At 63.0% G+C, this 24,625-nt stretch carries 26 protein-coding genes; 9 read left to right on the forward strand and 17 right to left on the reverse strand.

The features are described 5' to 3' along the window. Positions 1-6 precede the first annotated feature (6 nt). The 7 genes from X727_RS145940 to X727_RS145910 all read right to left on the reverse strand — a co-directional run bounded on the left by X727_RS145940 (position 7) and on the right by X727_RS145910 (position 8,383). On the reverse strand, positions 7-2,571 hold the full coding sequence (locus tag X727_RS145940) for a PAS domain-containing sensor histidine kinase (RefSeq protein WP_023672300.1): 2,565 nt from the start codon (positions 2,569-2,571) through the stop codon (positions 7-9). A gap of 308 nt (positions 2,572-2,879) precedes the next feature. After that, entirely contained in the window at positions 2,880-4,280 is a 1,401-nt protein-coding gene (gene ahcY, locus X727_RS145935) for an adenosylhomocysteinase (RefSeq protein ID WP_023681401.1), read from the reverse strand. A 207-nt stretch (positions 4,281-4,487) separates the two neighbouring features. Further along, positions 4,488-4,778 carry an HPr family phosphocarrier protein gene (locus tag X727_RS145930; protein WP_023672303.1) on the reverse strand — a complete coding sequence of 97 codons (291 nt, stop codon included), beginning with the start codon at positions 4,776-4,778 and terminating at the stop codon, positions 4,488-4,490. Beyond that, positions 4,775-5,176, reverse strand: a complete 402-nt coding sequence (locus X727_RS145925) for a PTS sugar transporter subunit IIA (protein WP_023672304.1) — start codon at positions 5,174-5,176, stop codon at positions 4,775-4,777. The genes X727_RS145930 and X727_RS145925 overlap by 4 nt, the downstream gene beginning before the upstream one ends. Before the next feature lie 164 nt (positions 5,177-5,340). Next, the gene (locus X727_RS145920) at positions 5,341-5,802 is read right to left on the reverse strand and encodes an HPr kinase (RefSeq protein WP_023687429.1); all 462 of its coding nucleotides are present in this window, start codon (positions 5,800-5,802) and stop codon (positions 5,341-5,343) included. Positions 5,803-5,814: 12 nt separating this feature from the next. After that, on the reverse strand, positions 5,815-7,596 hold the full coding sequence (locus tag X727_RS145915) for a sensor histidine kinase (protein WP_023672307.1): 1,782 nt from the start codon (positions 7,594-7,596) through the stop codon (positions 5,815-5,817). Between the two features lie 85 nt (positions 7,597-7,681). Beyond that, entirely contained in the window at positions 7,682-8,383 is a 702-nt protein-coding gene (locus tag X727_RS145910; RefSeq protein WP_010912942.1) for a response regulator transcription factor, read from the reverse strand. Between the two features lie 345 nt (positions 8,384-8,728). On the opposite strand from X727_RS145910, the gene X727_RS145905 reads away from it, so the two are divergent. The 4 genes from X727_RS145905 (at position 8,729) to X727_RS145890 (ending at position 12,909) form a co-directional block, all read left to right on the forward strand. Further along, complete coding sequence (locus X727_RS145905) at positions 8,729-10,339, forward strand: phosphoenolpyruvate carboxykinase (RefSeq protein WP_023744920.1); 1,611 nt, start codon at positions 8,729-8,731, stop codon at positions 10,337-10,339. A gap of 86 nt (positions 10,340-10,425) precedes the next feature. Continuing rightward, complete coding sequence (arfB, locus tag X727_RS145900; RefSeq protein ID WP_023672309.1) at positions 10,426-10,860, forward strand: alternative ribosome rescue aminoacyl-tRNA hydrolase ArfB; 435 nt, start codon at positions 10,426-10,428, stop codon at positions 10,858-10,860. Between the two features lie 158 nt (positions 10,861-11,018). After that, positions 11,019-11,648, forward strand: coding sequence for an alpha-ketoglutarate-dependent dioxygenase AlkB (locus X727_RS145895; protein WP_023681406.1), 630 nt, complete (start codon positions 11,019-11,021; stop codon positions 11,646-11,648). Between the two features lie 124 nt (positions 11,649-11,772). After that, a complete protein-coding gene (locus X727_RS145890; RefSeq protein WP_023744921.1) occupies positions 11,773-12,909 on the forward strand; it encodes a phosphatase PAP2 family protein in 1,137 nt (378 codons plus the stop codon). Here X727_RS145890 and coaA read toward each other — a convergent pair. The 9 genes from coaA to hisB form a co-directional block, all read right to left on the reverse strand. After that, the gene (coaA, locus tag X727_RS145885; protein ID WP_023834606.1) at positions 12,896-13,855 is read right to left on the reverse strand and encodes a type I pantothenate kinase; all 960 of its coding nucleotides are present in this window, start codon (positions 13,853-13,855) and stop codon (positions 12,896-12,898) included. The genes X727_RS145890 and coaA overlap by 14 nt on opposite strands. Positions 13,856-13,987: 132 nt before the next feature. Next, entirely contained in the window at positions 13,988-14,311 is a 324-nt protein-coding gene (locus X727_RS145880) for a phosphoribosyl-ATP diphosphatase (RefSeq protein WP_023834607.1), read from the reverse strand. An 8-nt stretch (positions 14,312-14,319) separates the two neighbouring features. After that, positions 14,320-15,126: an imidazole glycerol phosphate synthase subunit HisF gene (hisF, locus tag X727_RS145875; protein WP_023695992.1), complete on the reverse strand. Its 807-nt coding sequence runs from the start codon at positions 15,124-15,126 to the stop codon at positions 14,320-14,322. After that, positions 15,123-15,959, reverse strand: a complete 837-nt coding sequence (locus X727_RS145870) for an arginase family protein (RefSeq protein ID WP_023834608.1) — start codon at positions 15,957-15,959, stop codon at positions 15,123-15,125. The genes hisF and X727_RS145870 overlap by 4 nt, the downstream gene beginning before the upstream one ends. Then, positions 15,956-16,702 carry a 1-(5-phosphoribosyl)-5-[(5-phosphoribosylamino)methylideneamino]imidazole-4-carboxamide isomerase gene (hisA, locus tag X727_RS145865; protein WP_023834609.1) on the reverse strand — a complete coding sequence of 249 codons (747 nt, stop codon included), beginning with the start codon at positions 16,700-16,702 and terminating at the stop codon, positions 15,956-15,958. The genes X727_RS145870 and hisA overlap by 4 nt, the downstream gene beginning before the upstream one ends. Before the next feature lie 3 nt (positions 16,703-16,705). Next, a complete protein-coding gene (locus X727_RS145860) occupies positions 16,706-16,996 on the reverse strand; it encodes a DUF1330 domain-containing protein (RefSeq protein ID WP_023672318.1) in 291 nt (96 codons plus the stop codon). 1 nt (position 16,997) lies between these two features. After that, positions 16,998-17,648, reverse strand: a complete 651-nt coding sequence (gene hisH / locus X727_RS145855) for an imidazole glycerol phosphate synthase subunit HisH (RefSeq protein WP_023681413.1) — start codon at positions 17,646-17,648, stop codon at positions 16,998-17,000. A 1-nt stretch (position 17,649) separates the two neighbouring features. Next, positions 17,650-18,126: a DUF2628 domain-containing protein gene (locus X727_RS145850; protein WP_023695989.1), complete on the reverse strand. Its 477-nt coding sequence runs from the start codon at positions 18,124-18,126 to the stop codon at positions 17,650-17,652. A gap of 4 nt (positions 18,127-18,130) precedes the next feature. Further along, positions 18,131-18,730: an imidazoleglycerol-phosphate dehydratase HisB gene (gene hisB, locus X727_RS145845; RefSeq protein WP_023834610.1), complete on the reverse strand. Its 600-nt coding sequence runs from the start codon at positions 18,728-18,730 to the stop codon at positions 18,131-18,133. Positions 18,731-18,987: 257 nt separating this feature from the next. On the opposite strand from hisB, the gene hslV reads away from it, so the two are divergent. The 5 genes from hslV to X727_RS145820 all read left to right on the forward strand — a co-directional run bounded on the left by hslV (position 18,988) and on the right by X727_RS145820 (position 23,258). Further along, positions 18,988-19,539, forward strand: coding sequence for an ATP-dependent protease subunit HslV (hslV, locus tag X727_RS145840; protein WP_023672322.1), 552 nt, complete (start codon positions 18,988-18,990; stop codon positions 19,537-19,539). Continuing rightward, positions 19,529-20,056: a GNAT family N-acetyltransferase gene (locus X727_RS145835; RefSeq protein WP_023834611.1), complete on the forward strand. Its 528-nt coding sequence runs from the start codon at positions 19,529-19,531 to the stop codon at positions 20,054-20,056. The genes hslV and X727_RS145835 overlap by 11 nt, the downstream gene beginning before the upstream one ends. Before the next feature lie 4 nt (positions 20,057-20,060). Then, positions 20,061-20,663 (forward strand): DUF2585 domain-containing protein, encoded by a 603-nt coding sequence (locus X727_RS145830; protein ID WP_023728854.1) that lies wholly within the window; start codon positions 20,061-20,063, stop codon positions 20,661-20,663. A gap of 1 nt (position 20,664) precedes the next feature. Further along, positions 20,665-21,978 (forward strand): ATP-dependent protease ATPase subunit HslU, encoded by a 1,314-nt coding sequence (gene hslU / locus X727_RS145825; protein WP_023672325.1) that lies wholly within the window; start codon positions 20,665-20,667, stop codon positions 21,976-21,978. 323 nt (positions 21,979-22,301) lie between these two features. Beyond that, the gene (locus tag X727_RS145820) at positions 22,302-23,258 is read left to right on the forward strand and encodes a DUF1402 family protein (RefSeq protein WP_023834612.1); all 957 of its coding nucleotides are present in this window, start codon (positions 22,302-22,304) and stop codon (positions 23,256-23,258) included. Between the two features lie 133 nt (positions 23,259-23,391). On the opposite strand, the gene X727_RS145815 is transcribed toward X727_RS145820, so the two are convergent. Beyond that, entirely contained in the window at positions 23,392-24,621 is a 1,230-nt protein-coding gene (locus X727_RS145815) for an FAD-dependent oxidoreductase (protein ID WP_031201364.1), read from the reverse strand. Positions 24,622-24,625: the final 4 nt, after the last annotated feature.

Consider the following 24,625-nt stretch of genomic DNA (forward strand, 5'->3'; position numbering starts at 1 on the left):
AGCGCGCTACTCGGCCGCGGCGCGGATGCCCGACGGTGCATCGGGGAAGGTGCAGATGACGGTGGTGCCCTTGTCCTTGCCGGTCTCGATGCGCACGCTGCCGCCGTGCAGCTCGACAAAGCTCTTGACGATCGACAGGCCTAAGCCCGCACCGCGCCGGCGCCCGCCATTGGTGCGCGGCTCGAAGCGGCGGAACACCGAATCGAGCAGGTCCGGCGGCATGCCGGGGCCGTTGTCATGGACGGAGAATTCCACACCTTGCTCCAAATGCCGGCAGGCAAGCGTGATAGTGCTCGCCTCCGGCGCGTAATTGGCGGCGTTGCTGAGCAGATTGTAGAGGATCTGGCGAACCCGGGTCTCGTCGCCGTGAAAACTCTTCGGCGCCGCAGCGGCGTCGATCCGGAGCTTGATCGAATGCTCTTGCAGCCGGTCGGCGACCAGTTCGGCCGCGGCCTCGATGGTGCGCTCGACGCTTACTTCCGAAATGTCGAGCTGCATGATGCCGGCGTCGACGGTGGCGAGGTCGAGTATGTCGTTGACGATGGTGAGCAGCACCGAGGATGACGAGCCGACATGCTCGACATATTCGCGCTGCTTTGGGCTGAGCGGCCCGGTCGCCGGCAGCGACAGAAGCTCGGTGAAGCCGATGATGTTGGTCAGCGGCGAGCGCAGCTCGTAGGAGACATGCTGCACGAACTCGTTCTTCAGCTGGTCGGATTTCTGCAGCGCTTCGTTCTTGTCCTTCAGCGCGCGCTCGACATTGACGCTGTCGGTGACGTCCACAAAGGTCATCATCACCTGGCCGTTGGGCAGCGGGATGACGGCGTAGCTGAGCACTGTGCCGTTCTTCAGTTCGGTCTGGCCATGGCGGTCGCGGCGCTCGTCGTCGAAACCGGTGATGGCGGCGACGAACCCGCCCCACGGGCTGTCGACGGCGCGCTGGTCGCTGAGATCGCGGATCGCCGAGACATGGACGTTGGGCTTGATCACATCCTGGCTCAGTCCCCACAGCGCGACAAAGGCCGGGTTCGACAGGCGCAGCCGCCCATCGGGACCGAACACGGCGACGCCTTCGGCCAGATTGTCGAGCGTTTCGCCCTGGACCCGCACCGCCGTCTGGTAGCGGCTTTCGAGGTCCATCTTCTCGGTCAGGTTCTCGAACACCCAGGTCACGCCGCCCTTCGGCTGCGGGTTGGCCACCACGCGGATGGTCTTGCCGTCGGGCAGATGCCACCAATGCTCTTGCGATTCCACCGCGCGGTAGGCGCCAAGCAGGCCTTCTTTCCAGCGCCGCCATTCCGGCTGCTCGGCGATCTTGCCTTCGCTGCGCAGCCGGTCGAGCAGCAGCGCATTGTCGGGCGCGCTGTGCAGGAAGCCCGGGTCCAGCCCCCACAGTTTCTGGAACGCCTGGTTGAAGAAGCGCAACTTCTCGTTGGCATCGAAGATCGCCACCGCCGTGTTGAGCTGGTCGAGCGTGTCGGCATGGCTGCGCACCGTGCGCTCATATTCGCCGCGAATGGTTTCGGTGGCGCTGGTGTCGCAGGCAAGACCGGCCGAGCCGTCGGCACCGGCGAAGTCGGTGACGGCGAACACCCGGCGGTCGCCCTCGATCACCGTCGACAGCGTCTGTTCGAAGATCGGGCGCGATTTGTGCTGCGCGGCGATCTGTTCGCGCGCTTGGGCGCCGAGGAATTCCTTGGCTTCGCGCACCGCGGTCTCGGCGTTCGGTGCCTCGACCGCTCCGGCATAGGCACGGTTGACCCATTTCAGCCGCCCGTCGGTGGCGCGCAGCCAGGCCGGCATCGGCAAGGCGTCGAGCAGGCCGATCATCGTCTCGTAGTCGGCGGCCAGCCGCTGGTTCTCGATCTTCAGCCTGGCCTGGCTTCGCTGCGTCTCCGACAGCGAGACGAAGCGCACCAGCACATGCGCGGCGCTCTTGCGGCCATGCACTTCAAGCGGCGCCCCGGCCTGCGATTCGATCACGAGATCAAAGGGTTTCGCTTTCTCGCGCAGACCAGCGACGGCATTTTCGAGCGCCGCCGCCGAGCGCGGCATCAGCCAGCGGCCGAAGGCGAGGAAGGCTGCACGGTCGTCCGGCGCACCGCTTTCCAGCGGCAGCGTGCCGATCAGCTCCGGCTTCTTGTTCTCCGACGCCCAGACGATGACGCGCTGGTCACGCAGATTGAGCAGCGCCTCGGAGCGCTGCAGCGCCGCATTGATGTCGGCAATGCGGGCTCTGAGTTCGACATTCTGCGCCGAGGTGCGGGCTCTTTCGCGGATCAGGAAGATGGCCGAGACCAGTGCCGCGCCCATGACGCCGACGAACATGGCGAGCTGGATGACTTCGACCGCGCTGACCGACAGTCCGGCCTTCTGCGCAATGGCCGGCTCGGCATGGGCGGCAAACGAGGTGAGCGGGCCGGCAAGAGCTGAGGTGGCAAGAAAGCCGGCGGTGCGGGCGCCAACGCGCCTCTTCAGGCCACCGCCTGTCGTGACGGAGCCATTGCTATCGGAATCGTCATGGCCGCCGGAAACGGCCGATCCCGCGCGAGGCGGGTTTTCCCCCGGCATGCCTTGGTCCTCTTCGCCGCCTGAATGCAAGACCGCCTAGATCAGGATCACGTTTGATGGAAACGCCCTTCTGACCTAACTCTTTTCTAAAGGGCATGATCTTTTCCGAAAACCGCTTCCCACTTTTCGCTGACGCGGTCCTTCGGTTCGAATCATGCTCTCGATGCGTACGCCGGCCTCGTCCCCGGCCCACGAATCAGCACAATAGCGCGTGCTGGAATCGGCGTGAAGAATCATCCGCGCAAAAAAGAAGCCGGGCGAAAAGTCAATCGCCCGGCTTCAATATCTAGTGGTAAACGCCGCTTTGGCTAATAGCGGTAGTGTTCCGGCTTGAACGGACCCTGCGGGGTCACGCCGATATAGGCGGCCTGTTCGCCGGAAAGTTCGGTCAAGCGGGCTCCAAGCTTGTCGAGATGCAGACGCGCCACCTTCTCGTCGAGGTGCTTGGGCAGCACATAGACCTGGTTCTGGTACTGGCCGGGCTTGGTGTAGAGCTCGATCTGCGCCAGCACCTGATTGGTGAACGAAGCCGACATCACGAAGCTCGGATGACCGGTCGCGTTTCCGAGGTTGAGCAGGCGCCCCTCGGACAGCAGGATCATCCGCTTGCCGTCCGGGAAGGTTATCATGTCGACCTGCGGCTTGACGTTGGTCCATTGCAGGTTGCGCAGCGACGCGACCTGGATCTCATTGTCGAAGTGGCCGATATTGCCGACGATCACCATGTCCTTCATCGAGCGCATGTGGTCGAGGGTGACGACATCCTTGTTGCCGGTGGTGGTGATGACGATGTCGGCGGTCGGTGCGGCATCTTCCAGCGTGACGACTTCAAAGCCGTCCATCGCCGCTTGCAGCGCGCAGATCGGATCGACTTCGGTGACCTTGACGCGGGCGCCGGCGCCCTTGAGCGAAGCCGACGAGCCCTTGCCGACGTCGCCATAGCCGCAGACGACCGCAACCTTGCCGGCCATCATGGTGTCGGTGCCGCGGCGGATGCCGTCGACCAGCGATTCCTTGCAGCCATATTTGTTGTCGAACTTCGACTTGGTGACCGAGTCGTTGACGTTGATCGCCGGGAAGGGCAGCAGGCCCTTCTTCTGCAGCTGGTAGAGCCGGTTGACGCCCGTCGTCGTCTCTTCGGTGACTCCGCGAATGGCTTCCTTCTGCTTGGTGAAGAAGCCGGGTGAGGCCTTCAGGCGCTTCTTGACCTGGGCGTAGAAGTATTCCTCTTCCTCGCTCTGCGGGTTGGACAGCACGTCCTCGCCGGCCTCGGCGCGGGCGCCGATCAGTATGTACATGGTGGCGTCGCCGCCATCGTCGAGGATCATGTTGGAGAGGCCGCCATCGGCCCACTGGAAGATCCTGTCGGTGTAGTCCCAATACTCCTCGAGCGACTCGCCCTTGACGGCGAACACCGGGATGCCGGCCTCGGCGATGGCTGCGGCCGCATGGTCCTGGGTCGAGAAGATGTTGCACGAGGCCCAGCGGATATCGGCGCCAAGCGCCTTCAGCGTCTCGATCAGCACCGCAGTCTGGATGGTCATGTGCAGCGAGCCGGTGATGCGCGCACCTTTCAACGGCTTCTTGTCGCCGAATTCCTCGCGGCAGGCCATCAGGCCCGGCATTTCGGTTTCGGCGATATCGAGTTCCTTGCGGCCCCAGCCGGCAAGCGAGATGTCGGCGACCACATAGTCCTTGCTACCTGTCATGGCAGTGCTCCGGTGTGATTTGTCTTCAGAATGCGCCTGCGCCACACGGCGCGTCCAAGGGCGCGGGATGCCGGCCTGACTAGCAGATCGCCGCCAAGACGACAATGGGATATAAAGAAATCTTTATGCGCGTATGTGTTTTACGGGGATGCATGCCGCCCAAAAGTATCCCGCGGTTTTGGGACAACGGCGTCCAAAGCAAAAACTTCAGCACTCTTCGCCGAAGCGCGAGGCGACCAGCTGCTCCAGCGCGTCCATCGCCGCTGCGGCTTCAGCGCCGCTGGCGGTGACGCGGATCGAATAACCGGGGCTCGCCGCCAGCATCATCAGCCCCATGATCGAGGTGCCGCCGACCTTGAGACCATCCTTCTCGACATGGACGGTGGCGTCGAAGCCGCTGGCGACCTGGACGAACTTCGCCGAGGCGCGCGCATGCAGGCCGCGCTGGTTGACGATCGGGAACTCGCGCACGATCTCACCGGGCGACAGCGCGTTCATTTGCTGCTCAGCAGCTGACTTGCGACGTTGATGTATTTGCGCCCCGCGGCCTGCGCCTCGTCGAGCGCGGTCGCCATGTTGTCGCCCTTGCGGATCGACGACAGCTTGATCAGCATCGGCAGGTTCATGCCGGCGATGACCTCGGTGCGACCGGATTCCATCACCGAAATGGCGAGGTTGGAAGGCGTGCCGCCGAACATATCGGTCAGAACGATGACGCCGGTCCCGGTGTCGACGCGGCCGACGGCGTCGACGATATCGCGCCTACGCTGCTCCATATCGTCGTCGGCGCCGATTGCCACGGTTTCGAAATTGTCTTGTGGCCCCACGACATGTTCCACGGCATGGCGGAACTCGGCGGCCAGTTGACCGTGCGTTACAAGCACGAGTCCGATCATTCTATGGTGGCTCCCGTCATCGCCGCTTCACAGGCGCTTTTTATGCTCGCCGGCCATCCCAGGCGGCGGGAGCGCTATCTTGTCGACGCGCGGCGCGTTGACAAGCCCAAAATTGCGTCGGCCATGGCCAATTTGACGCATTGCAGCAAAAAACCGGCGGCGGATCATACGAAAGGCGCAATCGCCAGCCGCGCCATTACCGCCGGCAAAGCCGCAGTGACGTTGCGCTGAACGAGGTCGATGCGCGGCACCACACAGCCGGCAATGGTCGCGCTCGACTCTTCCTGGAAACGCTCCACAGCGTTAGCGGCAACCAGCTGGATCGTAAGGTCGATGACTCCCACAGATTGGAACAAAAGCGGCTTCGGACCAAGTCCGGGCACCTCTGCGAGGCCGGCAATGCTGGCGGGCGCATGGCAGACCAGCCGCCCGAAACGCGCCGCGACAAACAGCTGGTCGTCGCCGATCAGCCGCGCAAACAGCCCGAGCCGGCTGAAATGGTCGATGAGCGCCAGCGCCAGCGTTGTCTTGCCCGAGCCGGACGGCCCGGTGATCAGGACGCCCCGCTCGCCAATCAGGACTGCGGTGGCATGGATGTTCTCGGGTTCCGCGGTGGGATCGGGCATGCGCAGCCGCGATCAGCCTTCGGCCGGCAGCGTAACGACGAAGCGCGCGCCCTTGATGTCGCCGGGCTTGGTGCCGGGGATGTTCTCGGCGGTCAGCGTGCCGCCATGGGCTTCGACGATCTGCCTGGATATCGACAGGCCAAGCCCCGAATTCTGGCCGAACGCCTCGCCGGCCGGGCGGTCGGTGTAGAAGCGCTCGAAGATGCGGTCGATGGCGTCGGCGCGGATTCCGGGGCCGTTGTCGTCGACGGTGACGATGTTGACCTTGCCCGAGCGTGCCAGGGAAATGGCGATATGGCCGTGGTCCTCCGGCACGAAGGAGCGGGCATTCTCGATCAGATTGGTGATGACCTGGCCGATCCTCAGATCATGGCCGGTGACGAAATAGCCTTTGACGCCTTGCGGCAGCTTGGCGGCCTTGAATTCGATCTCGACAGCCTTTTTGTTGCGCGTCGCTTCGCGCGACACGGCGACGAGATCGGTGATGAATTTCTTCAAATCGACCGTGGCGGCATCCTCACGCGCCAGTTCGGCGTCTAGGCGCGAGGCATCGGAAATGTCGGTGATCAGCCGGTCGAGACGCCGGACATCGTGCTGGATGATCTCCATCAGCCTGCCGCGTGAATTGTCGTTCTTGGCCAGCGGCAAGGTCTCCACCGCGCTGCGCAGCGAGGTCAGCGGGTTCTTCAGCTCGTGCGAGACATCGGCGGCGAAGCTTTCGATCGCCTCGATGCGGGCATAGAGCGCATTGGTCATGTCGCGCACCGCGACCGACAAATTGCCGATCTCGTCCTGGCGGTCGGAAAAGTCGGGGATCTCCTCGCGGCTCTTGACGCCGCGCCGCACCCGCACTGCCGCCGCCGATAGCCGGCGCAGCGGATTGGCGATGGTGGATGCGAGCAGCATCGACAGGATGGCGGTGACCAGGGCGGCGATGCCGAACACGCGCAAAATAGCCTTGCGCTCGGCGGCGACGATCTTGTCGATGTCGCCGCCTTCCGTCGACAGCATCAGCACGCCGAGGACGGCGCGGAAGCGCTGGATCGGCACCGCCACCGAAACGATCTGCTCGCCCTGTTCGCTCACCCGCACGATCGTCGACGGACTGCCGGTCAGCGCCTTGACCACTTCCGGGAAGGCCGCACCGTTGCCGCCGGGCTGCTCATGGTAGACGGGCAGGTCCTTGTTGCGGAAGAAGTCGAAGACGAATTTCTGCACGCGCTCCAGCATATCCGGCTGCTCGTCCTCGACCGGCGGCAGGTCGTAGCGCAGGATCTGGCCGCGCGAGTAGAGATGGCGCGAATCGAGCAGCAGATTGGCGTCGCGGTCATAGATGCGGGCCCGGGTGCGCGTCGGCGAAATCAGCCGCCGCAGCACCGGCGCGACGCGCTCGGGGTTGATCGGGAAATCCAGATTGTCGAGCTGGTCTGAGCCCGGCCCCAGGCTTTCACCGGCCTGCAGTTCGAGTAGTTTTTCCGGATCGATGCTGATCGAATCGGTCTCGACCGTTGCCGACGCGGCAATGGCGCCGGCGATGATCTCGCCCTGCGTCATCAGGCTTTCGACGCGGGCGTCGATCAGCCCGTCGCGGAAGGTGTTGAGATAGAGGATGCCGGTGACCAGCACGGCGAGGCCGGCCAGGTTGAGGAACAGGATGCGCCGGGTCAGGCTGGAAAAGATGTGGTGGCCGAGGAAGCGGCGCATCGGCACCGTCAACCTCGACAGGAATGCGGGCAGAATCCGCGACCGCCTGACAGCGCTCGTTCGTCTGCTCCGCTGTACATCCACTGCCATCGAATAGCAGCTCCCGCCTAGTCTTTGGTTTTATGCATGTCGTCGTCCCAAAAACCGCGACCACTTTTGGGCGACATGCATCAACTCAAGCTTCGCGGAACCGGTATCCGACTCCGTAAAGGGTTTCGATCATTTCGAAGTCGTCATCGACGGCCTTGAACTTCTTGCGCAGCCGCTTGATGTGGCTATCGATGGTGCGGTCGTCGACATAGACCTGCTCATCATAGGCGGAATCCATCAGCGCATCACGGCTTTTTACCACGCCTGGGCGCTGCGCCAACGAGTGCAGGATGAGAAATTCGGTGACCGTCAGCGTCACCGGCTCGCCCTTCCAGGTGCAGGTATGGCGTTCCTGGTCCATGACCAGCTGCCCGCGTTCCAGCGAACGGGCCTGCTGGCTGGGCGCCTTTGCCGCAGCTTCGCGGGCGCTGGCGCGGCGCAGCACGGCGCGCACCCGCTCGACCAGCAGGCGCTGCGAGAACGGTTTGCGGATGAAATCATCGGCGCCCATCTTGAGGCCGAAAAGCTCATCGATCTCATCGTCCTTCGAGGTCAGGAAGATCACCGGCAGGTCCGACTTCTGCCGCATCCGGCGCAACAGCTCCATGCCGTCCATGCGCGGCATCTTGATGTCGAGGATGGCGAGATTCGGCGGCCGCGCCGCCAGGCCTTCAAGCGCCGACGCACCATCCGTGTAGGTCTCGACGCGATACCCCTCGGACTCGAGGGCGATCGACACCGATGTCAGAATGTTGCGGTCGTCATCGACAAGCGCGATTGTTGCCATTTCAAGCGGCTCCCTCATGAGCTGTCCCTTCTGTCTTAGAGAAGGGGCTTTTGCAGGACAAATTAGGTACAAAATGTGGCACAGGCTCCACCCGCTGTCGCGGACGGCTTGCCGGCGGCCCCATCGGAACCTCTACACGGGTTGGACGAACACTGTGTGCCAATCCTTTGGGCAACCACCGTGATTTTTTGCATATATAAACGATTTAAACAACTTTCAAAATTTTTAAATCGATTAATGATTTGATATCATTCGGGTTTTCTGGTTCTCACCGTCTCAGCCCCTAACGCGGGCTCGCCGGAAACCGCCGGCAAAGTGCGGCGAATCCAGAAGAAGGGACCCTTGATGTCGGAAGTCGGCAAACGCAATTCTGCTTGCGCGATCGATCGTATCGGCCTGAAAACCACCGGCACGGTGCATTATAATTTTGGTGCGGCCGCCCTTTATGAGGCAGCGATCCGCCGTGGCGAGGCCCGGTTGACCGCCGGCGGCGCGCTGCTTGCCGAGACCGGCCAGCACACTGGCCGCTCGCCCAAGGACAAGTTTGTCGTCCGCGATGGCGCCACCGAGCCCCATGTCTGGTGGGACAACAACAAGGCGATTTCGGCGGGCCAGTTCGAAATGCTGCTCGCCGATTTCCTTGTCCACGCCGCGAATAGCGATCTCTATGTGCAGGACCTCGTCGGCGGCGCCGATGCCGAGCTGAAGCTGCCGACGCGGGTCATCACCGAATTCGCCTGGCACTCGCTGTTCATCCGCAATCTTTTGATCCGCCCGCAGGCCGCCGAGCTTGAGGATTTCGTGCCGGAGATGACGATCATCGACCTGCCGTCCTTCCGCGCCGATCCGGCCCGCCACGGCAGCCGCACCGATACGGTGATTGCGGTCGATCTCACCCGCAAGATCGTGCTCATCGGCGGCACTTCCTATGCCGGCGAGATGAAGAAATCGGTGTTCACCATGCTCAACTATCTGCTGCCGGAAAAGGGCGTCATGCCGATGCACTGCTCGGCCAATGAGGGCCCGGGCGGCGACGCAGCGATCTTCTTCGGGCTTTCCGGGACGGGCAAGACGACGCTGTCGGCCGATCCGTCACGTACGCTCATCGGCGACGACGAGCACGGCTGGGGACCGCACGGCATCTTCAACTTCGAAGGCGGCTGCTACGCCAAGACGATCCGGCTGTCGGCCGAGGCCGAGCCGGAGATTTTCGCCACCACGCAGCGTTTCGGCACGGTGCTGGAAAATGTCGTGCTCAACGCCGACCGCGTGCCGGACTTCAACGACGGCCGGCTCACCGAAAACACGCGCTGCGCCTATCCGCTGGATTTCATCCCCAATGCCTCGAAGAGCGGACGGGCCAGCCACCCGAAAAACATCATCATGCTGACCGCCGATGCCTTCGGCATCATGCCGCCGATCGCACGGCTGACCCCGGCGCAGGCGATGTATCACTTCCTCTCCGGCTACACCGCCAAGGTGGCCGGCACCGAGAAGGGCGTTACCGAGCCGGAAGCGACCTTCTCGACCTGCTTCGGCGCCCCGTTCATGCCGCGCCACCCCAAGGAATACGGCAATCTGCTGCGTGAGCTGATCGCCCGCCACGGCGCCGATTGCTGGCTGGTCAACACCGGCTGGACCGGCGGCGCCTACGGCACCGGCAAGCGTATGCCGATCAAGGCGACGCGCGCCTTGCTGGCCGCAGCGCTTGACGGTTCGTTGAAGGCGTCCGGTTTCCGCACCGACGCCAATTTCGGCTTCGAGGTGCCGGTTGCTGTGCCTGGCGTCGACAACGCCATTCTCGACCCGCGTTCGACCTGGGCCGACAAGGCAGCCTATGACCGGCAGGCAGCGCGATTGGTCGGCATGTTCGCCGTCAACTTCGAGAAATTCGAGAGCCATGTCGATGCCGTCGTGCTCGGCGCAGCACCCCGCCTGCAGGAAGCTGCGGAATAGTCGAGACATCTTCACCGAAGCATCCTTGAAAGGCGCGGTCTCGATCGGGCCTTTTCTTTTTTGGTCCGCCGCGCCATGACTGCGGCATGCCTATCGACGACATCATCATATCAGACGAGGCCGTAATCCACCCGGGCGACCTGCACGAGGATTTCATCCGCTCGTCGGGTCCCGGCGGCCAGAACGTCAACAAGGTGGCGACCGCGGTCCAGTTGCGCTTCGACGCCGCCAATGCGGCTGGCCTGTCCGAACGCGTGCGCGCGCGCACGATCAAGCTCGCCGGCCAGCGCGCCACCAAGGACGGCGTCATCGTCATCGAGGCCGGCCGCTTCCGCACCCAGGAGCAGAACCGGGCCGATGCCCGGGCAAGGCTGACGGCGCTGGTCGCCAAGGCCGCGGAACCGCCGCCGCCGCCGCGCAAGAAGACCAGGCCGTCGAAAGGCTCGGTGGAGCGGCGGCTGCAAAGCAAGGCAGGGCGCGGCACGATCAAAAAGCTGCGCGGCCGGGTAGAGAACGACTAAGGACCGCGCCGACTGCGTGCATAAAGCGGCCTCCCCTTCGGAACCGCAGCCGCAAGGTTTCACCATTGCCACAGAAAGGGAGGCCGACAACGGTGGCTTTCGGGTCGCCGTTTCTGATTGGCGGTGGCATGGTTTCAGTATCAACCGGAGGCGAAGTCATGCTCGTTCTGCCCAAAGGCGTCCGCCACATGCCTGGTTATCTGTCCCGCGCGGCGCAGGAAGCGCTGGTCGAAGAGGTGAGGACCATTGTACAGCGGGCGCCGCTGTACGTGCCGGCGATGCCGCGGACCGGCAAGGAGATGAGCGTGCGCATGACCAATTGCGGCACGCTCGGCTGGGTCACTGACAAGGAGTTGGGCTATCGCTACCAGCCAACGCACCCACTCACCGGAGAGCCATGGCCGCCGATCCCGGACGCGCTGCTGCAATTGTGGCGGGAGGTTGCCGCCTATCCGAATCCGCCGGAGGCCTGCCTGGTCAATTTCTATACGCAGGACGCCAAAATGGGTCTGCACCAGGATCGCGACGAAGCCGATTTCTCGGCCCCAGTGGTCTCGGTGTCACTTGGCGACGATTGCCTGTTCCGGGTCGGCCAAGTGACGGGCAGGGGGGCCACACGCGACGGCGGTACCAAATCGTTCCGCCTGAAAAGCGGCGACGTCGTCGTGCTCGGCGGCGAAGGCCGGCTCTGCTTCCACGGCGTCGACCGCATCTATCCGTCGACCTCGGCGCTGCTGAAAAATGGCGGCCGGATCAATCTGACGCTGCGGCGGGTGACCTTGCCTTGAAGAGGTGAGAGTGCAATCTTGCACTTACTGAACCACTGACCTTGCGAATGAAAAGTCCCTAACGGAATTTAAGGTTTCGGCCGCTAGTCTGCGCCAAAACGTCATCATTCCCGGTGTGGATACCATGCTCGAAATCGAATCCGAAGTGATTTGGCGCTACATTCGAAATGCCGCATGGCGCACGGTTTCGATCGCCCGCTCGGATGCATCGCTCTACCTGTTCATTGGCATCTACACTGCAACGGGGCTGGGGTTTCTGGCTTGGGTCGGCGCGCTCCATCGCACCGCATACCAGACCTACGTGCCGATATGGCTTATGGTTTTCGGTTTCGTGCTGCCGGCGGTATCGCTTCTCCTGGAAACCGGCTGGCTTTTGCATCGATTTGAGCGTCGGCGGAAATTTGCTGCGGGCAAGATGTTCTCAGCCGAGCGGATGGCGGTTCTCTTTTCCGGCATATGTCTGTTGATGGGCATCATGATTTTCCAAAGCACCTTCACCTCGGTCAAGAACGGCATGTCCGTCCTGTGGAAAGGTTTCCCCTATGATCGCGCCTTGGCAGATATCGATGCCTATCTGCATTTCGGCACTGATCCGTGGCGATGGCTCTACGTTATCGGCAAGCATGACTGGGTACGGGAATCCGTCGGATGGAACTACGACATGCTGTGGTTCATCATTTGCTACAGCATGCTGTTTTTCATGGTCACGTCACCACGCACCACGCATCTGAAGAGACGCTATGTGCTGTCCTTCATGGTGGTGTGGATAGTCGTCGGAAACATCCTGGCCGGGCTGTTCATGTCGGCCGGACCGGCGTTCTACGGCTATGTCACCGGCGATGTGCCACGCTTCGGTGAACAGCTTTCGTTTCTTGCGCAAAGCCCGTCGGCGAGTTCCGCCGCCGTGTACCAGCAGTATCTGTGGACGCTCCAGACCGAGGGTGTGACTGGACTCGCGTCGGGAATATCGGCATTTCCAAGCGTTCATGTCGCCTTGATCACCCTGAATGCGGTGTATACCTGGGAGTACGACCAGCGGTTGGGCGCCATCGCATTTCTGTATGTCGCCTTCATAGTCGCGAGTTCGGTCTATCTTGGTTGGCACTATGCGATCGATGGTTATGCGGCGGTCGCGCTCACGATCGCCCTATGTGCGGCCGTCCGCAAGCTGGTACCCGACGGCGAAATCCTGATGCCAAGCCCGGCCCGGCAATCGGCGACTGGCGGCAGCCGCCCGGCGGCGGCGGTCACAGTTTCCTGAGCGCCACTTCCTCGACCAGATGATTGGCGCCCTTGCGCAGGATGAGGTCGGCGCGCGCCCGTGTCGGCACGATGTTCTCGCGCAGGTTTTTCAGGTTGATGTTGGCCCACAAGCCTTCCGCAACGGCGCGCGCGGCGTCTTCCGAAAGCTGCGAATAGCGGTGGAAGAAGGAGTCCGGATTGCGGAAGGCCGTCTCGCGCAGCCGCATGAAGCGGGCGATGTACCATTGGTGGATCAGCTTTTCGTCGGCGTCGATATAAATGGCGAAATCGAAGAAATCCGACAGGAACGGCACGATCTTGCCGTCCTTCGGCAATTTGCCGGGCTGCAGAACGTTGATGCCTTCGAAGATCAGAATGTCGGGCCGGTCGATGGTGACGAACTCGCCGGGAATGACGTCATAGGTCAAATGCGAATAGACGGGCGCGCGGACATTGCGCTGCGCCGACTTGATGCCCGAGAGGAAACGCAGCAGCGCACCGACATCGTAGCTGTCCGGAAAGCCTTTGCGCTCCATCAGATTGTCTCGTCGCAACACCTTGTTGGGCAGCAGGAACCCGTCGGTGGTGATGAGATCGACCTTGGGGCTCGACGGCCAGCGCGCCAGAAGCTCCTTCAGCACGCGGGCCGTTGTCGATTTGCCGACCGCAACCGAACCGGCAATGCCGATGATGAACGGTGTCTTGACCACATCCAGCGCGTTGAAGAAGGCCTGGCGCTGGCGAAACAGCAACTGGCTGGCCTCGACATGCGCCGAAAGCAGCCGCGAGAGCGACAGATAGATGCGCTTGACTTCTTCCAGGTCGACCGGATCGTTCAGTGAGCGCAGACGGTTGATCTCGTCTTCGCCCAGCGTCATCGGCGTGTCGGCGCGGAAGTTCGACCATTGCTCGGCCGAGAAGAAACGATAGGGGGAATATTTCTCGGTCGGAGCGAGCTGGTCCATCGAGTTTCCTGCCCTCTAGAGCATGAGGCCGAAAAGTGTGAAGCGGTTTTCGGGCGACATCATGCTCCCTTTATCAATTTAGAGACGGATTCAGATTTAAGGCCTCGGCCCGAAATCATCCGGCTCTCGCGGTCAGCCTTTCGGCCGGGATGCCTTTTCAGTGACGCCCGAACGGCCGGTACGGCCCTCAAGCTCCTTCAGCACCTCGCCCAGCGAAACGCCGGCCATGCCAAGCACGACGAGCCAATGATATATGAGATCGGCACTTTCGGAAACGAGGACATTTTTGTCGCCTTTGACGGCGGCAATCACCGTCTCGACTGCCTCTTCACCAAGCTTCTGCGCCGCCTTGTCGATGCCTTTGGCGAACAGTTTTGCCGTCCACGAGTCCGGGTCGCCGGAACGGGCGCGTTCGCCAATGATCGTTTCCAGATCGGACAGCGAAAATTCAGCCATGGCGCAGCCTACAGCCTTTGTGGAGTGGATTGAACCGGGTAGTCCAGCCGCATCGGTAGCCCGGCCTCGGCCATATGCGCCTTGGCTTCCGCAATCGTGTAAGTGCCGAAATGGAAGATCGAGGCCGCGAGCACGGCGCCGGCGTGGCCGTCGCGAATGCCCTCGACCAGATGGTCGAGCGTGCCGACGCCGCCCGACGCGATGACCGGCGCGCGCACCGCATCCGCTATCGCGCGGGTCAGCGCAATGTCGTAACCGGCCTTGGTGCCGTCACGGTCCATCGAGGTCAAAAGAATCTCGCCGGCGCCGCGATCGACCATTTTTCGCGCAAACTCGACCGCATCGATGCCGGTCTTTTCACGGCCGCCATGGGTGAAGATCTCCCAGCGGTCGGCTTCATTGGGTGCCGACACCTTCTTGGCGTCGATGGCGACGACAATGCACTGGTTGCCGAACTTGTCGGCGGCTTCCGCGACGAAATCGGGGTTCTTCACCGCCGCAGTGTTGATCGACACCTTGTCGGCGCCGGCCAGCAACAGTTTGCGAATATCGGCCACCTGGCGCACGCCGCCGCCGACGGTCAGCGGCATGAAGCATTGTTCGGCGGTGCGGGCGACGACGTCGAAGATGGTTTCACGGTTGTCGGACGACGCGGTGATATCGAGAAAGCAAAGCTCGTCAGCGCCGGCCGCGTCATAGGCTTTGGCCGCCTCGACCGGATCACCGGCATCGATGAGGTCGACGAAATTGACGCCCTTGACGACGCGGCCGTTCTTGACGTCGAGGCAAGGGATGACTCGGGCCTTCAGCATCAGCCCTTCTCCATCGTCGCCAGCAACTCGCTGAGCAGTTCGCCGACCAGCGGCGGAACCTCGGCCTGCGCATCGAACGCCGGATCGTAGGCGGAAATGGTGATGCCGGAAATCGGCAGCAGGCCGGCCATGCCGCAGACAGCCTGGCGCAGCTGTTTCGGCTCCGGGCCGCCGGGCGTGGTGTAGCGGTTGGCCTGCAGCGCCCCGGGGTCGTGCACGTCGAGATCGAGATGCAGGTGCACCCGCTTCGCATCCGGCGCCTTCAGCCTGGTGCTCGCCGTCGCCCAGTCCGGGCATTCGGTGCGGATGACCGGCAACGTCTTCAACAGCTCTGTTTCGGCCGGATCGAGATCGCGCGCGTTGACCAGCACGCAGCGCGCCGGATCGATCGGCCTGAAGCCGGGGATGGCCGAGGCCATCGGCTTCCAGCACAGGCCGAGAACCGTAGCCAGCGCCATGCCGTCGAGAAAGCCGAAGATGGACGTCTCCGGCGTGTTGAGATCGCCATGCTGGTCGGCCCAGATGATCGCATCGGCATCCTCGCCGGCAACCGCACCGGCCGATGTCAGACAATTGCCGGCCAGCACGATGGGAAGCCGGCCGCGGTCTATGGCGATGCGGACCTCGCCGGAGACGGCGCCGCACACGGCAAAGCCGGTGGCGATCTCGCGCTGCTGTTCGTCGCCAACCCTGCCGATATCGGTGACGACGACGTCATGCCCGGAGAGCGTCAGCGCGTCGACCAGCCCGCCGGCGACGAGTGCATCCGGGCCTCGGCCCATGCCGCCGTGATAGTGGCCGCTGTCATAGGAGGCCAGGATGATGGAGATCTTCAAGATCGGGCCTCCATCGCCTTGCCCTGCAGCACCGCAAGCGCCTCGGCCGGATCGATGCGCCCGTCATAGAGCGCGCGGCCGGAGATGGCGCCTTCGAGTTTCTTTGCGTCGGGCATGGTCATGCGCACGATGTCGGCGATCGAGGCCAGCCCGCCCGAGGCGATGACCGGGATCGACACCGCGTCGGCGAGATCGATCGTGGCGTCCCAGTTGATGCCGGTCAGAACGCCGTCGCGGTCGATGTCGGTGTAGATGATGGCGGCAACGCCGGCGCCTTCGAATTTCTGCGCCAGTTCGATGACGCCGAGGCTGGAGGCCTCGGCCCAGCCTTCGACCGCCACCTTGCCGCCCTTGGCGTCGATGCCCACGGCGATCTTTCCAGGAAATTCCTTGCAGGCTTCCCGGACCAGGTCGGGATCGCGCACCGCCACCGTGCCGAGGATGACGCGGGCCAGCCCGCGGTCGAGCCAGTCCTCGATCTGCGCCAGCGTGCGGATGCCGCCGCCGAGCTGCACCGGGTTTTTCGTCGCCTTGAGGATGGCGCCGACCGCCGCGCTGTTGACGCTCTGGCCCTTGAAGGCGCCGTTGAGGTCGACGACATGCAGCCATTCAAACCCTTGCTCTTCGAAGGCCTTGGCCTGGGCCGCAGGGTCGTCATTGTAGATGGTCGCGGTCGCCATATCGCCGTGCTTCAGCCGCACGCACTTGCCGTCCTTGAGGTCGATGGCCGGAAACAAGATCACCGTTCAGACCCCTTCCACAATGGCGAAATGCGAGGTCGAATAAGCGCGCCGGAATTTCAGCGCTGCCTGGTATTCGGGGGAATGGAAGCAAGCCAGCGCGACCTCGTAGCTTTCGAACTCGACGATCACATGGCGATTGCCGGATGGCCCTTCCGGGCTTGACGACTGACCGCCTCGCGTCAGGAATTTCGCGCCGTATTTGTCGAACGCCGCTTTGTTGGCGGCGATGTATTTCGGATAGTTTTCCGGATCGGTCACATCGACCATCGCCATCCAGTAGCCCTTCTTGCTCATCTCAAGGCCTCCAGCGCAGGAAGTTGGTGATCAGTGCCAGGCCGAGCGCCTGGCTCTTTTCCGGATGGAATTGCGTGCCGGCAAGGTTACCGCGCGCGACCGCCGCCGTTACCGGGCCGCCATAATCGGCGACGGCCAGCACTTCGTCCGGCCTTGTCGCGTCGAGATGGTAGGAATGAACGAAATAGGCGTGCAGACCCTTAGGCCCGGTCGCAATACCCGAAAACAGCGGGTGCTTGCGCTCCAGATCGATGGTGTTCCAGCCGATTTGCGGGATCTTCAGTGCCGGATCGGCGGGCGTGATCTCCTTGACGTCGCCGGCAATCCAGCCGAAGCCCTTGGTCACGGTCTTTTCCAGGCCGCGCTCCGACATCAGCTGCATGCCGACGCAGATGCCGAGGAACGGCCGCGCCTTGGCGATCGCTACCTCTTCCACCGCTTCCCACATGCCGGCGACGCCGCGCAGGCCCGCCGCGCAATCGGCATAGGCGCCGACGCCGGGCAAAACGATTCGGTCGGCGCTGCGCACCCGCTCGGCGTCGGCGGTCAGCTCAATGGCAGCGGCAATGCCGGCTTCATGCGCGGCGCGCTCGAAGGCCTTGGTGGCCGAGCGCAGATTGCCCGACCCGTAATCGATGATGGCAACCCGCATCTCAGGCTTTTCCCGGCGTATGGCTCAGGCCCAGCGTCAGCCCGGTCTGCGTCGGCCGGGCCAGGCTGGCGTCCGGCACGATGCGCGGCAGCGGCGCCGGCTCGTCGGCAAGCGCCTCGGCGTCCAGTGTCTGGCGGATGTCGGCATCGTCAGGATTGTCGGCTTCGACGACGCCCCATTCATGCCAGCCGCGGCAGCGCAGCGCTGCGATCCGCAGCCCTTGGCCTTCCAGCCCGATATAGAGCGAGACCAGTAAAGACAGTGCGGAGCCGGCCCAGTCCAGTCCCAGCCATTGGCCGAGCACCGAGATGAGCCCCATGGCGACGAAGGCGAGCGCGGCCTCGATCCAAAGCCGGTGCCAGGCGAGCCACAGCGGCGCCACCAGGAAAGCCAGCCAGGAAAAACCGTCGCGGACCAAAACGGTTGCGTCGGCCGCCTCGGTGCGGCCTGGCGGTTCCATCACGACATAGATGGCCATCAGCCTACCCTTTCAGAGATCCCTTGGTGGAGGGAACCGCTTCCGGCTGGCGCGGGTCGCGCTCCAGTGCGAAACGCAGCGCGCGCGCCACCGCCTTGAAGCAGGTCTCGGCAATATGGTGATTGTTGGCGCCATAATGATTGGTGACATGCAGCGTGATACCGGCATTCTGCGCCAGCGCCTGGAAGAATTCACGCACCAGTTCGGTGTCGAACGTGCCGATCTTCGGGGACGAGAAGGCGACATTCCAGACCAGGAACGGACGGCCCGACACGTCGATCGCGGCCCGCGTCAGCGTCTCGTCCATGGCAAGGTCGACAGAGGCATAGCGCATGATGCCGCGCCGCTCGCCCAGCGCCTCGGCCAGCGCCTGGCCGATCGCAATGCCGGTGTCCTCGACCGTGTGGTGGTCGTCAATGTGCAGGTCGCCCTTCGCCTTCACCGTCATGTCGATCAGCGAGTGGCGCGACAGCTGGTCCAGCATATGGTCGAAGAAGCCGACGCCGCTCGACATGTCGGATTTTCCGGTGCCGTCGACATGGACCGAGACACTGATCTCGGTTTCCTTGGTCTTGCGGCTGACTTCGGCGGTACGGGACGCCATGACCTTGTCCTTGTCTTTGGGCATACGACACTTTTGGCAACTGACCGGGGCGAAACGAAAAGACAATGCCTCCAGGCGCTCATTTGCTTGAAAACGAAAGCCTTCTAGCAGCATGATCCTGCGATGGCCAGTTGCGATGCGGACCGCTATCGGCCCATGGCGGAGGCGGTTTGCAATCGTTAGCCCCATGCATACATATGGCCGATCGAAATCCCGCGCCAATCGCCTCATCGGGATCGCGCGAATCGGAGCAGCAGATGTCCAATGAACTGAGCATGCACGCCACGACCATCGTGACGGTGCGCAAGGGCAACAAGGTGGTGATCGCCGGCGACGGCCAGGTCAGCCTTGGCCAGACCATTATGAAAGGCAACGCCAAAAAGGTGCGCCGCATCGGCAAGGGCGGCAATGTCATTGCGGGCTTCGCCGGCGCCACGGCGGATGCTTTCACCCTTTTGGAGCGGCTCGAAGCCAAGCTCGAACAATATCCGGACCAGTTGACGCGCGCCTGCGTCGAGCTCGCCAAGGACTGGCGCACCGACCGTTATCTGCGCCGGCTGGAAGCGATGATGCTGGTGGCCGACAAGTCGGTTTCGCTGGCGCTCACCGGCACCGGCGACGTGCTGGAGCCCGAATTCGGCGTCATGGCCATCGGTTCCGGCGGCAACTATGCGCTGGCCGCTGCCCGCGCGCTGATGGACAGCGACAAGGATGCCGAGGAGATCGCCCGCAAGGCGATGCAGATCGCCTCCGACATTTGCGTCTACACCAACAACAACTTTGTTGTCGAAACGCTCGATGCCGGCTAACCCGCCGGTGCTCTATGATTTTCGACCGGTTACCGAAAAAGACCTGCCGATGATCGCCGGCTGGCTGGCCGAGCCGCATGTCGCCGAATGGTGGGACGATCCGGAGACGGAAATCGCCGAAATCCGGGAGCACATTGACTCTATTTCTGTAGAGCCGCTGATCGTCGAGCTCGACGGCAGGCCGATCGCCTATCTGCAGAGCTACGATCCGCATCTGGATGACGGCCATCCCTATGCCGACCAGCCGTTTGGCACGCTCGGCATCGACCTGTCGATCGGCGTGCCGGACCTTGTCGGCAAAGGTCATGGCTCGGCGATCGTCAGGCAATTCGTCGAGCAACTGTTCGAGGAAGGCGCGCCGCGCATCATAATCGATCCGCATCCCGACAATGGCCGCGCCATCCGCGCCTATGAAAAAGCGGGCTTCAGGGCTATCGATCGCAGGCACTCTAGATATGGGGACGTCGTGCTGATGGCTGTCGGTGCCAAAGAGAGCGACGCGGAAGAAGGGGAATGAGTTGATGGCGACACCGGGCACTGCCAAAAATTACTCGGCCTACGAAGACAGCTGGCGGATGGGGCTTCTGCTCGTGCTCGCTCTGCTCATCTTCCAGGCCGGTGCGCTTTACGGCATGGGCCGCACGCCGATCTGCACCTGCGGTTACGTCAAACTCTGGCACGGTGTGGTGAACAGTTCGGAGAATTCCCAGCATATTTCCGACTGGTACACGTTCTCGCACATCATCCACGGCTTCCTGTTCTACGCCTTGGCCTGGGTCCTCTTCCCGCGCTCGCCAATCGGTCTGCGCCTGGCTTTCGCCGTTGTCATCGAGGGCGGCTGGGAACTCCTGGAAAACAGCCCGTTCATCATCGAGCGCTACCGCGCCGGCACCATTTCGCTGGATTACTATGGCGATAGCATCATCAATTCGGTGTCCGACACGCTGGCCATGGTGCTGGGATTTGTGATGGCCCGAAAGCTACCTATATGGAGCATCGTCGGCCTCGCCCTCATCTTCGAACTGGGTGTTGGCTACCTCATCCGGGACAATCTGACACTCAACGTGATCATGCTGCTGCATCCGTTCGAGTCCATCAAGCAGTGGCAAAGTGGAATTCAGTGATATGACCACCTTCTCTCCCCGTGAAATCGTTTCGGAACTCGACCGCTTCATCATCGGCCAGAAGGACGCCAAGCGCGCCGTGGCCATTGCCTTGCGCAACCGCTGGCGCCGCCAGCAGCTGGAAGGCCAGATGCGCGAAGAAGTGATGCCGAAGAACATCCTGATGATCGGCCCGACCGGCGTCGGCAAGACCGAGATCTCGCGCCGCCTGGCGCGACTCGCCGGTGCGCCTTTCGTCAAGGTCGAGGCGACCAAGTTCACCGAAGTCGGCTATGTCGGCCGCGATGTCGAGCAGATCATCCGCGATCTGGTCGAGATCGCCATCGGCTTGGTGCGCGAGAAGATGCGCGAGGACGTGAAGGCGCGCGCGCACCTCAATGCCGAGGAGCGCGTGCTGGAAGCCCTGGTCGGCAAGACGGCGAGCCCGGCGACCCGCGATTCCTTCCGCAAGAAGCTGCGCGACGGCGAGCTCGACGACAAGGAGATCGAGATCGAAGTTGCCGACACCGGCACCGGCGGCATGCCCGGCTTCGAGATCCCCGGCATGCCGGGCGCTAATATCGGCGTGCTCAACATCAACGACATGCTGTCGAAGGCGATGGGTGGCAAGAAGACCAAGGCGCGCAAGACGACGGTCAAGGAGTCCTACGCGCTGTTGGTCAACGACGAGTCCGACAAGCTGCTCGACCAGGACGAGGTGGTGCGCCGGGCGCTCGACGCGACCGAAAATGACGGCATCGTCTTCCTCGACGAGATCGACAAGATCGCCTCGCGCGAAGGCGGCATGGGCGCCGGCGTCTCGCGCGAAGGCGTGCAGCGCGACCTGCTGCCGCTGATCGAAGGCACGACGGTGGCGACCAAATACGGACCGTTGAAGACCGACCACATACTGTTCATCGCCTCGGGCGCCTTCCATGTCTCCAAGCCGTCCGACCTGTTGCCGGAATTGCAGGGCCGCCTGCCGATCCGGGTCGAGTTGCGGGCGCTGGAGAAGGACGATTTCATTCGCATCCTCACCGAGACCGAGGCCAGCCTCATCAAGCAGTATATCGCGCTGATGAAGACCGAAGGCGTCGACCTCACCTTCACCGACGATGCCATCGATTCGCTGGCCGGCATTGCCGTCGACCTCAACGCCAGTGTCGAGAACATCGGCGCGAGACGCCTGCAGACGGTGATGGAGCGTGTGCTGGACGAGATCTCCTACGACGCGCCCGACCGCAACGGCACCAGCGTCGCCATCGATGCCGCCTATGTGGAAAAGCATGTCGGCGACCTCTCGCGAAACACAGATTTGTCGCGATTCATCCTTTAAACGAGGGCGCCGGTTCATCCGGCGCCGGTATTAGAGCGCCGCGCGTCCTTTGGACACGCAAAGGTCGCTCTAGCAGTATTGAATCGATGCATCGGACTTTCCAAAAATCGGTTTCGATCTTTGGGCCGATGCTTAGGCAACAATCCGGCTAACAGCTTGATGTGTGGCCGGATGGTATCATCGGGCCACCTTTCGTCTTGCCGGGTGCAAGGGCGCTCTCGACTCAACCGGGAGCACTCCCTAGTTTGCGCGGCAATTCTCTAGACGCAATTCCGGACGGAAAGCCGTTTCACACTTTCCTGGAATTGCTTGGGCGGCGGCGCATGAAAAAACTGATCCTTGTCATTCTCGGCTTGACGCTGGCGGCGACGCTGTTCGCGGCTGACGCGGCGACATTGGTGCCGGCGGGCAACCGCAATGTCGTGCAGCCCGACATACCGGGCGCCTCCAGCCGCCGCACCCAGGCGACCAACACCTCCTTCCAGGCCAAATACCGCAAGGTCTACGCCTTGCTTCAGAACGACGTCGAACTGCGCGCCAAGATCAGGAAGGCCGCCGCTGCCTACGGCATCAATCCTTTGCACATCGTCGGCGCCATCGTCGGCGAGCACACCTACAATGTCGACGCCTACGACCGGCTGCAGACCTACTACGTCAAGGCGATTTCCTACCTCTCCAGCAAGCTGTCCTTCGCCTATGACGGAGAGGACATCACCGATTTCGTGCAGCGGCCGGAATTCAAGAAGTGCACGATGTCGGACAGCTACGACCTGTGGGAATGCCGCGAGCAGGTGTGGAACCGCTCCTTCCGCGGCAAGACCGTCGGCGGCACAAGCTTTCCCAACGACCGCTTCGGCGCAACCTTCTTCCAGCCCTACTATGCCGGCCAGACCTTTGGCCTCGGCCAGCTCAACCCGCTGACCGCGCTGCAGATGAGCGATCTCGTGCACAAGGTGTCGGGGCTGCCCGAGCTCGATGTCGGCGATCCCAATGGGGTCTACAAGACCATCATGGATCCGGACCTGACATTGCCCTACGTCGCAGCGACGATCAGGAAGTCGATCGACGCCTACAAAAACATTGCCGGCTTCGACATCTCAGGCAATCCGGGGCTGACCGCCACGCTCTACAATGTCGGCAATCCCGAGCAGCGCGCCTATGCGCTGAAGGCCGAGAACGACAAGCGCCGCGCGGCGGGTGAGGCGGTCAAACTGCCCGAGGAGAATTATTACGGCTGGCTGGTCAACGACAAGCTGGACGAGCTGAAGGCGCTGTTTTAGCGGGCTTAGCTCAGCCGTCTACCTCCCCCTTTGTGGGGAGGTCGGACCGCAGGTCCGGGTGGAGGCCGGTGCCGCACCCCCGCCCCGCTGCTTCGCAGCGACCCTCCCCACAAGGGGAGGGTAAGTCAGTCCTTCACGCTGCCAGCAACGACTTCAGCTTCACATCCGGCGACCCCAACGCCTCCGGCGCCGGCCTAGCCCGCTTGGCGATCAGCATCTCGGCCAGCCTGATGTCGCGCGCCACGGCATTGCCCGTACCGAGGCCGCTCGCCGCCACCAGCCTGCCATCCTCGGCCAGATGAAACAGAATAAAAGCACCGTCGCCGAGATCGCGGCGGACCGTGCTTTTGCCCTCGTCCGAAAGGCCGGCGACCTGCAGCGACAAACCATACTGATCCGACCAGAACCATGGCACCGCGGCATGCGCTTCGCGGGCGCCCAGCATGTTCTTCGCGGCCAGCGCACCCTGTTCCTGCGCATTGCGCCAGGCTTCCAGCCGCACCCGCCGGCCAGCATAGACAGCGAGCGGAAACGAGCAGCAATCGCCGGCGGCGAAGATGTCGGGATCGATTGTTTGGAGTTCGCCATTGACGGCGATGCCGTTATCGACGGTCAGGCCCGCTTCCGCGGCAAGCCCGGTCACCGGCACGGCGCCGATGCCGATGACGGCGAGATCGGCGACGATGTCCTGCCCATCGGCGAGCATGATGTGCACCTCAGCGCCGTCGTCGGCGATATCAGCGATGCCCTGACCGGTGAGCACGGTCACGCCTTCGGCCTCATGCGCCTGATGGATGATTTCAGCGATCTCCGCCGGCACCCCGCGCAGGAGGATGCGCGGCTGCGCCTCAATGACGGAGACGGCAGCCCCTGCCTTGCGCGCCGAAGCGGCGAGCTCCAGGCCGATAAAGCCACCACCAATGATGGCGATGCGGTTTGCCGGGCTGAGGTGGGCGCGAATGGCCAGCGCGTCGGCAAAGGTGCGGAGGTAGACGCAGCGCGACCCCAATCCCGGCATCGGCAGCTTGCGCGGTGTCGAGCCGGTCGCCAGCAGCAGCTTGTCGTAGGGCAGGGCCGAACCGTCCGACAGCCGCACCATATGCGCCGGGCGGTCGATCGCCACCGCTTGAACGGAATGGATATGCCGGATCGATTTCTCGGCCAGAATTTCGTCGCTGGCGATCGTCTTGATCTCGGCCGCGTCGCTCGTCATTGCGTCCTTGGACAGGGGCGGCCGCTCATAGGGCAGATGGGGTTCGTCACCCACCAGCGTCACCGGCCCGTCATAACCCAGCTCGCGCAGTGTCAGCGCTGCCCGCCCGCCGCACTCGCCGGCGCCAATGATGACCATTCCCGCCTGCATGGTC

The organism is Mesorhizobium sp. L103C105A0, from assembly GCF_000502215.1.
Classification (GTDB): domain Bacteria; phylum Pseudomonadota; class Alphaproteobacteria; order Rhizobiales; family Rhizobiaceae; genus Mesorhizobium.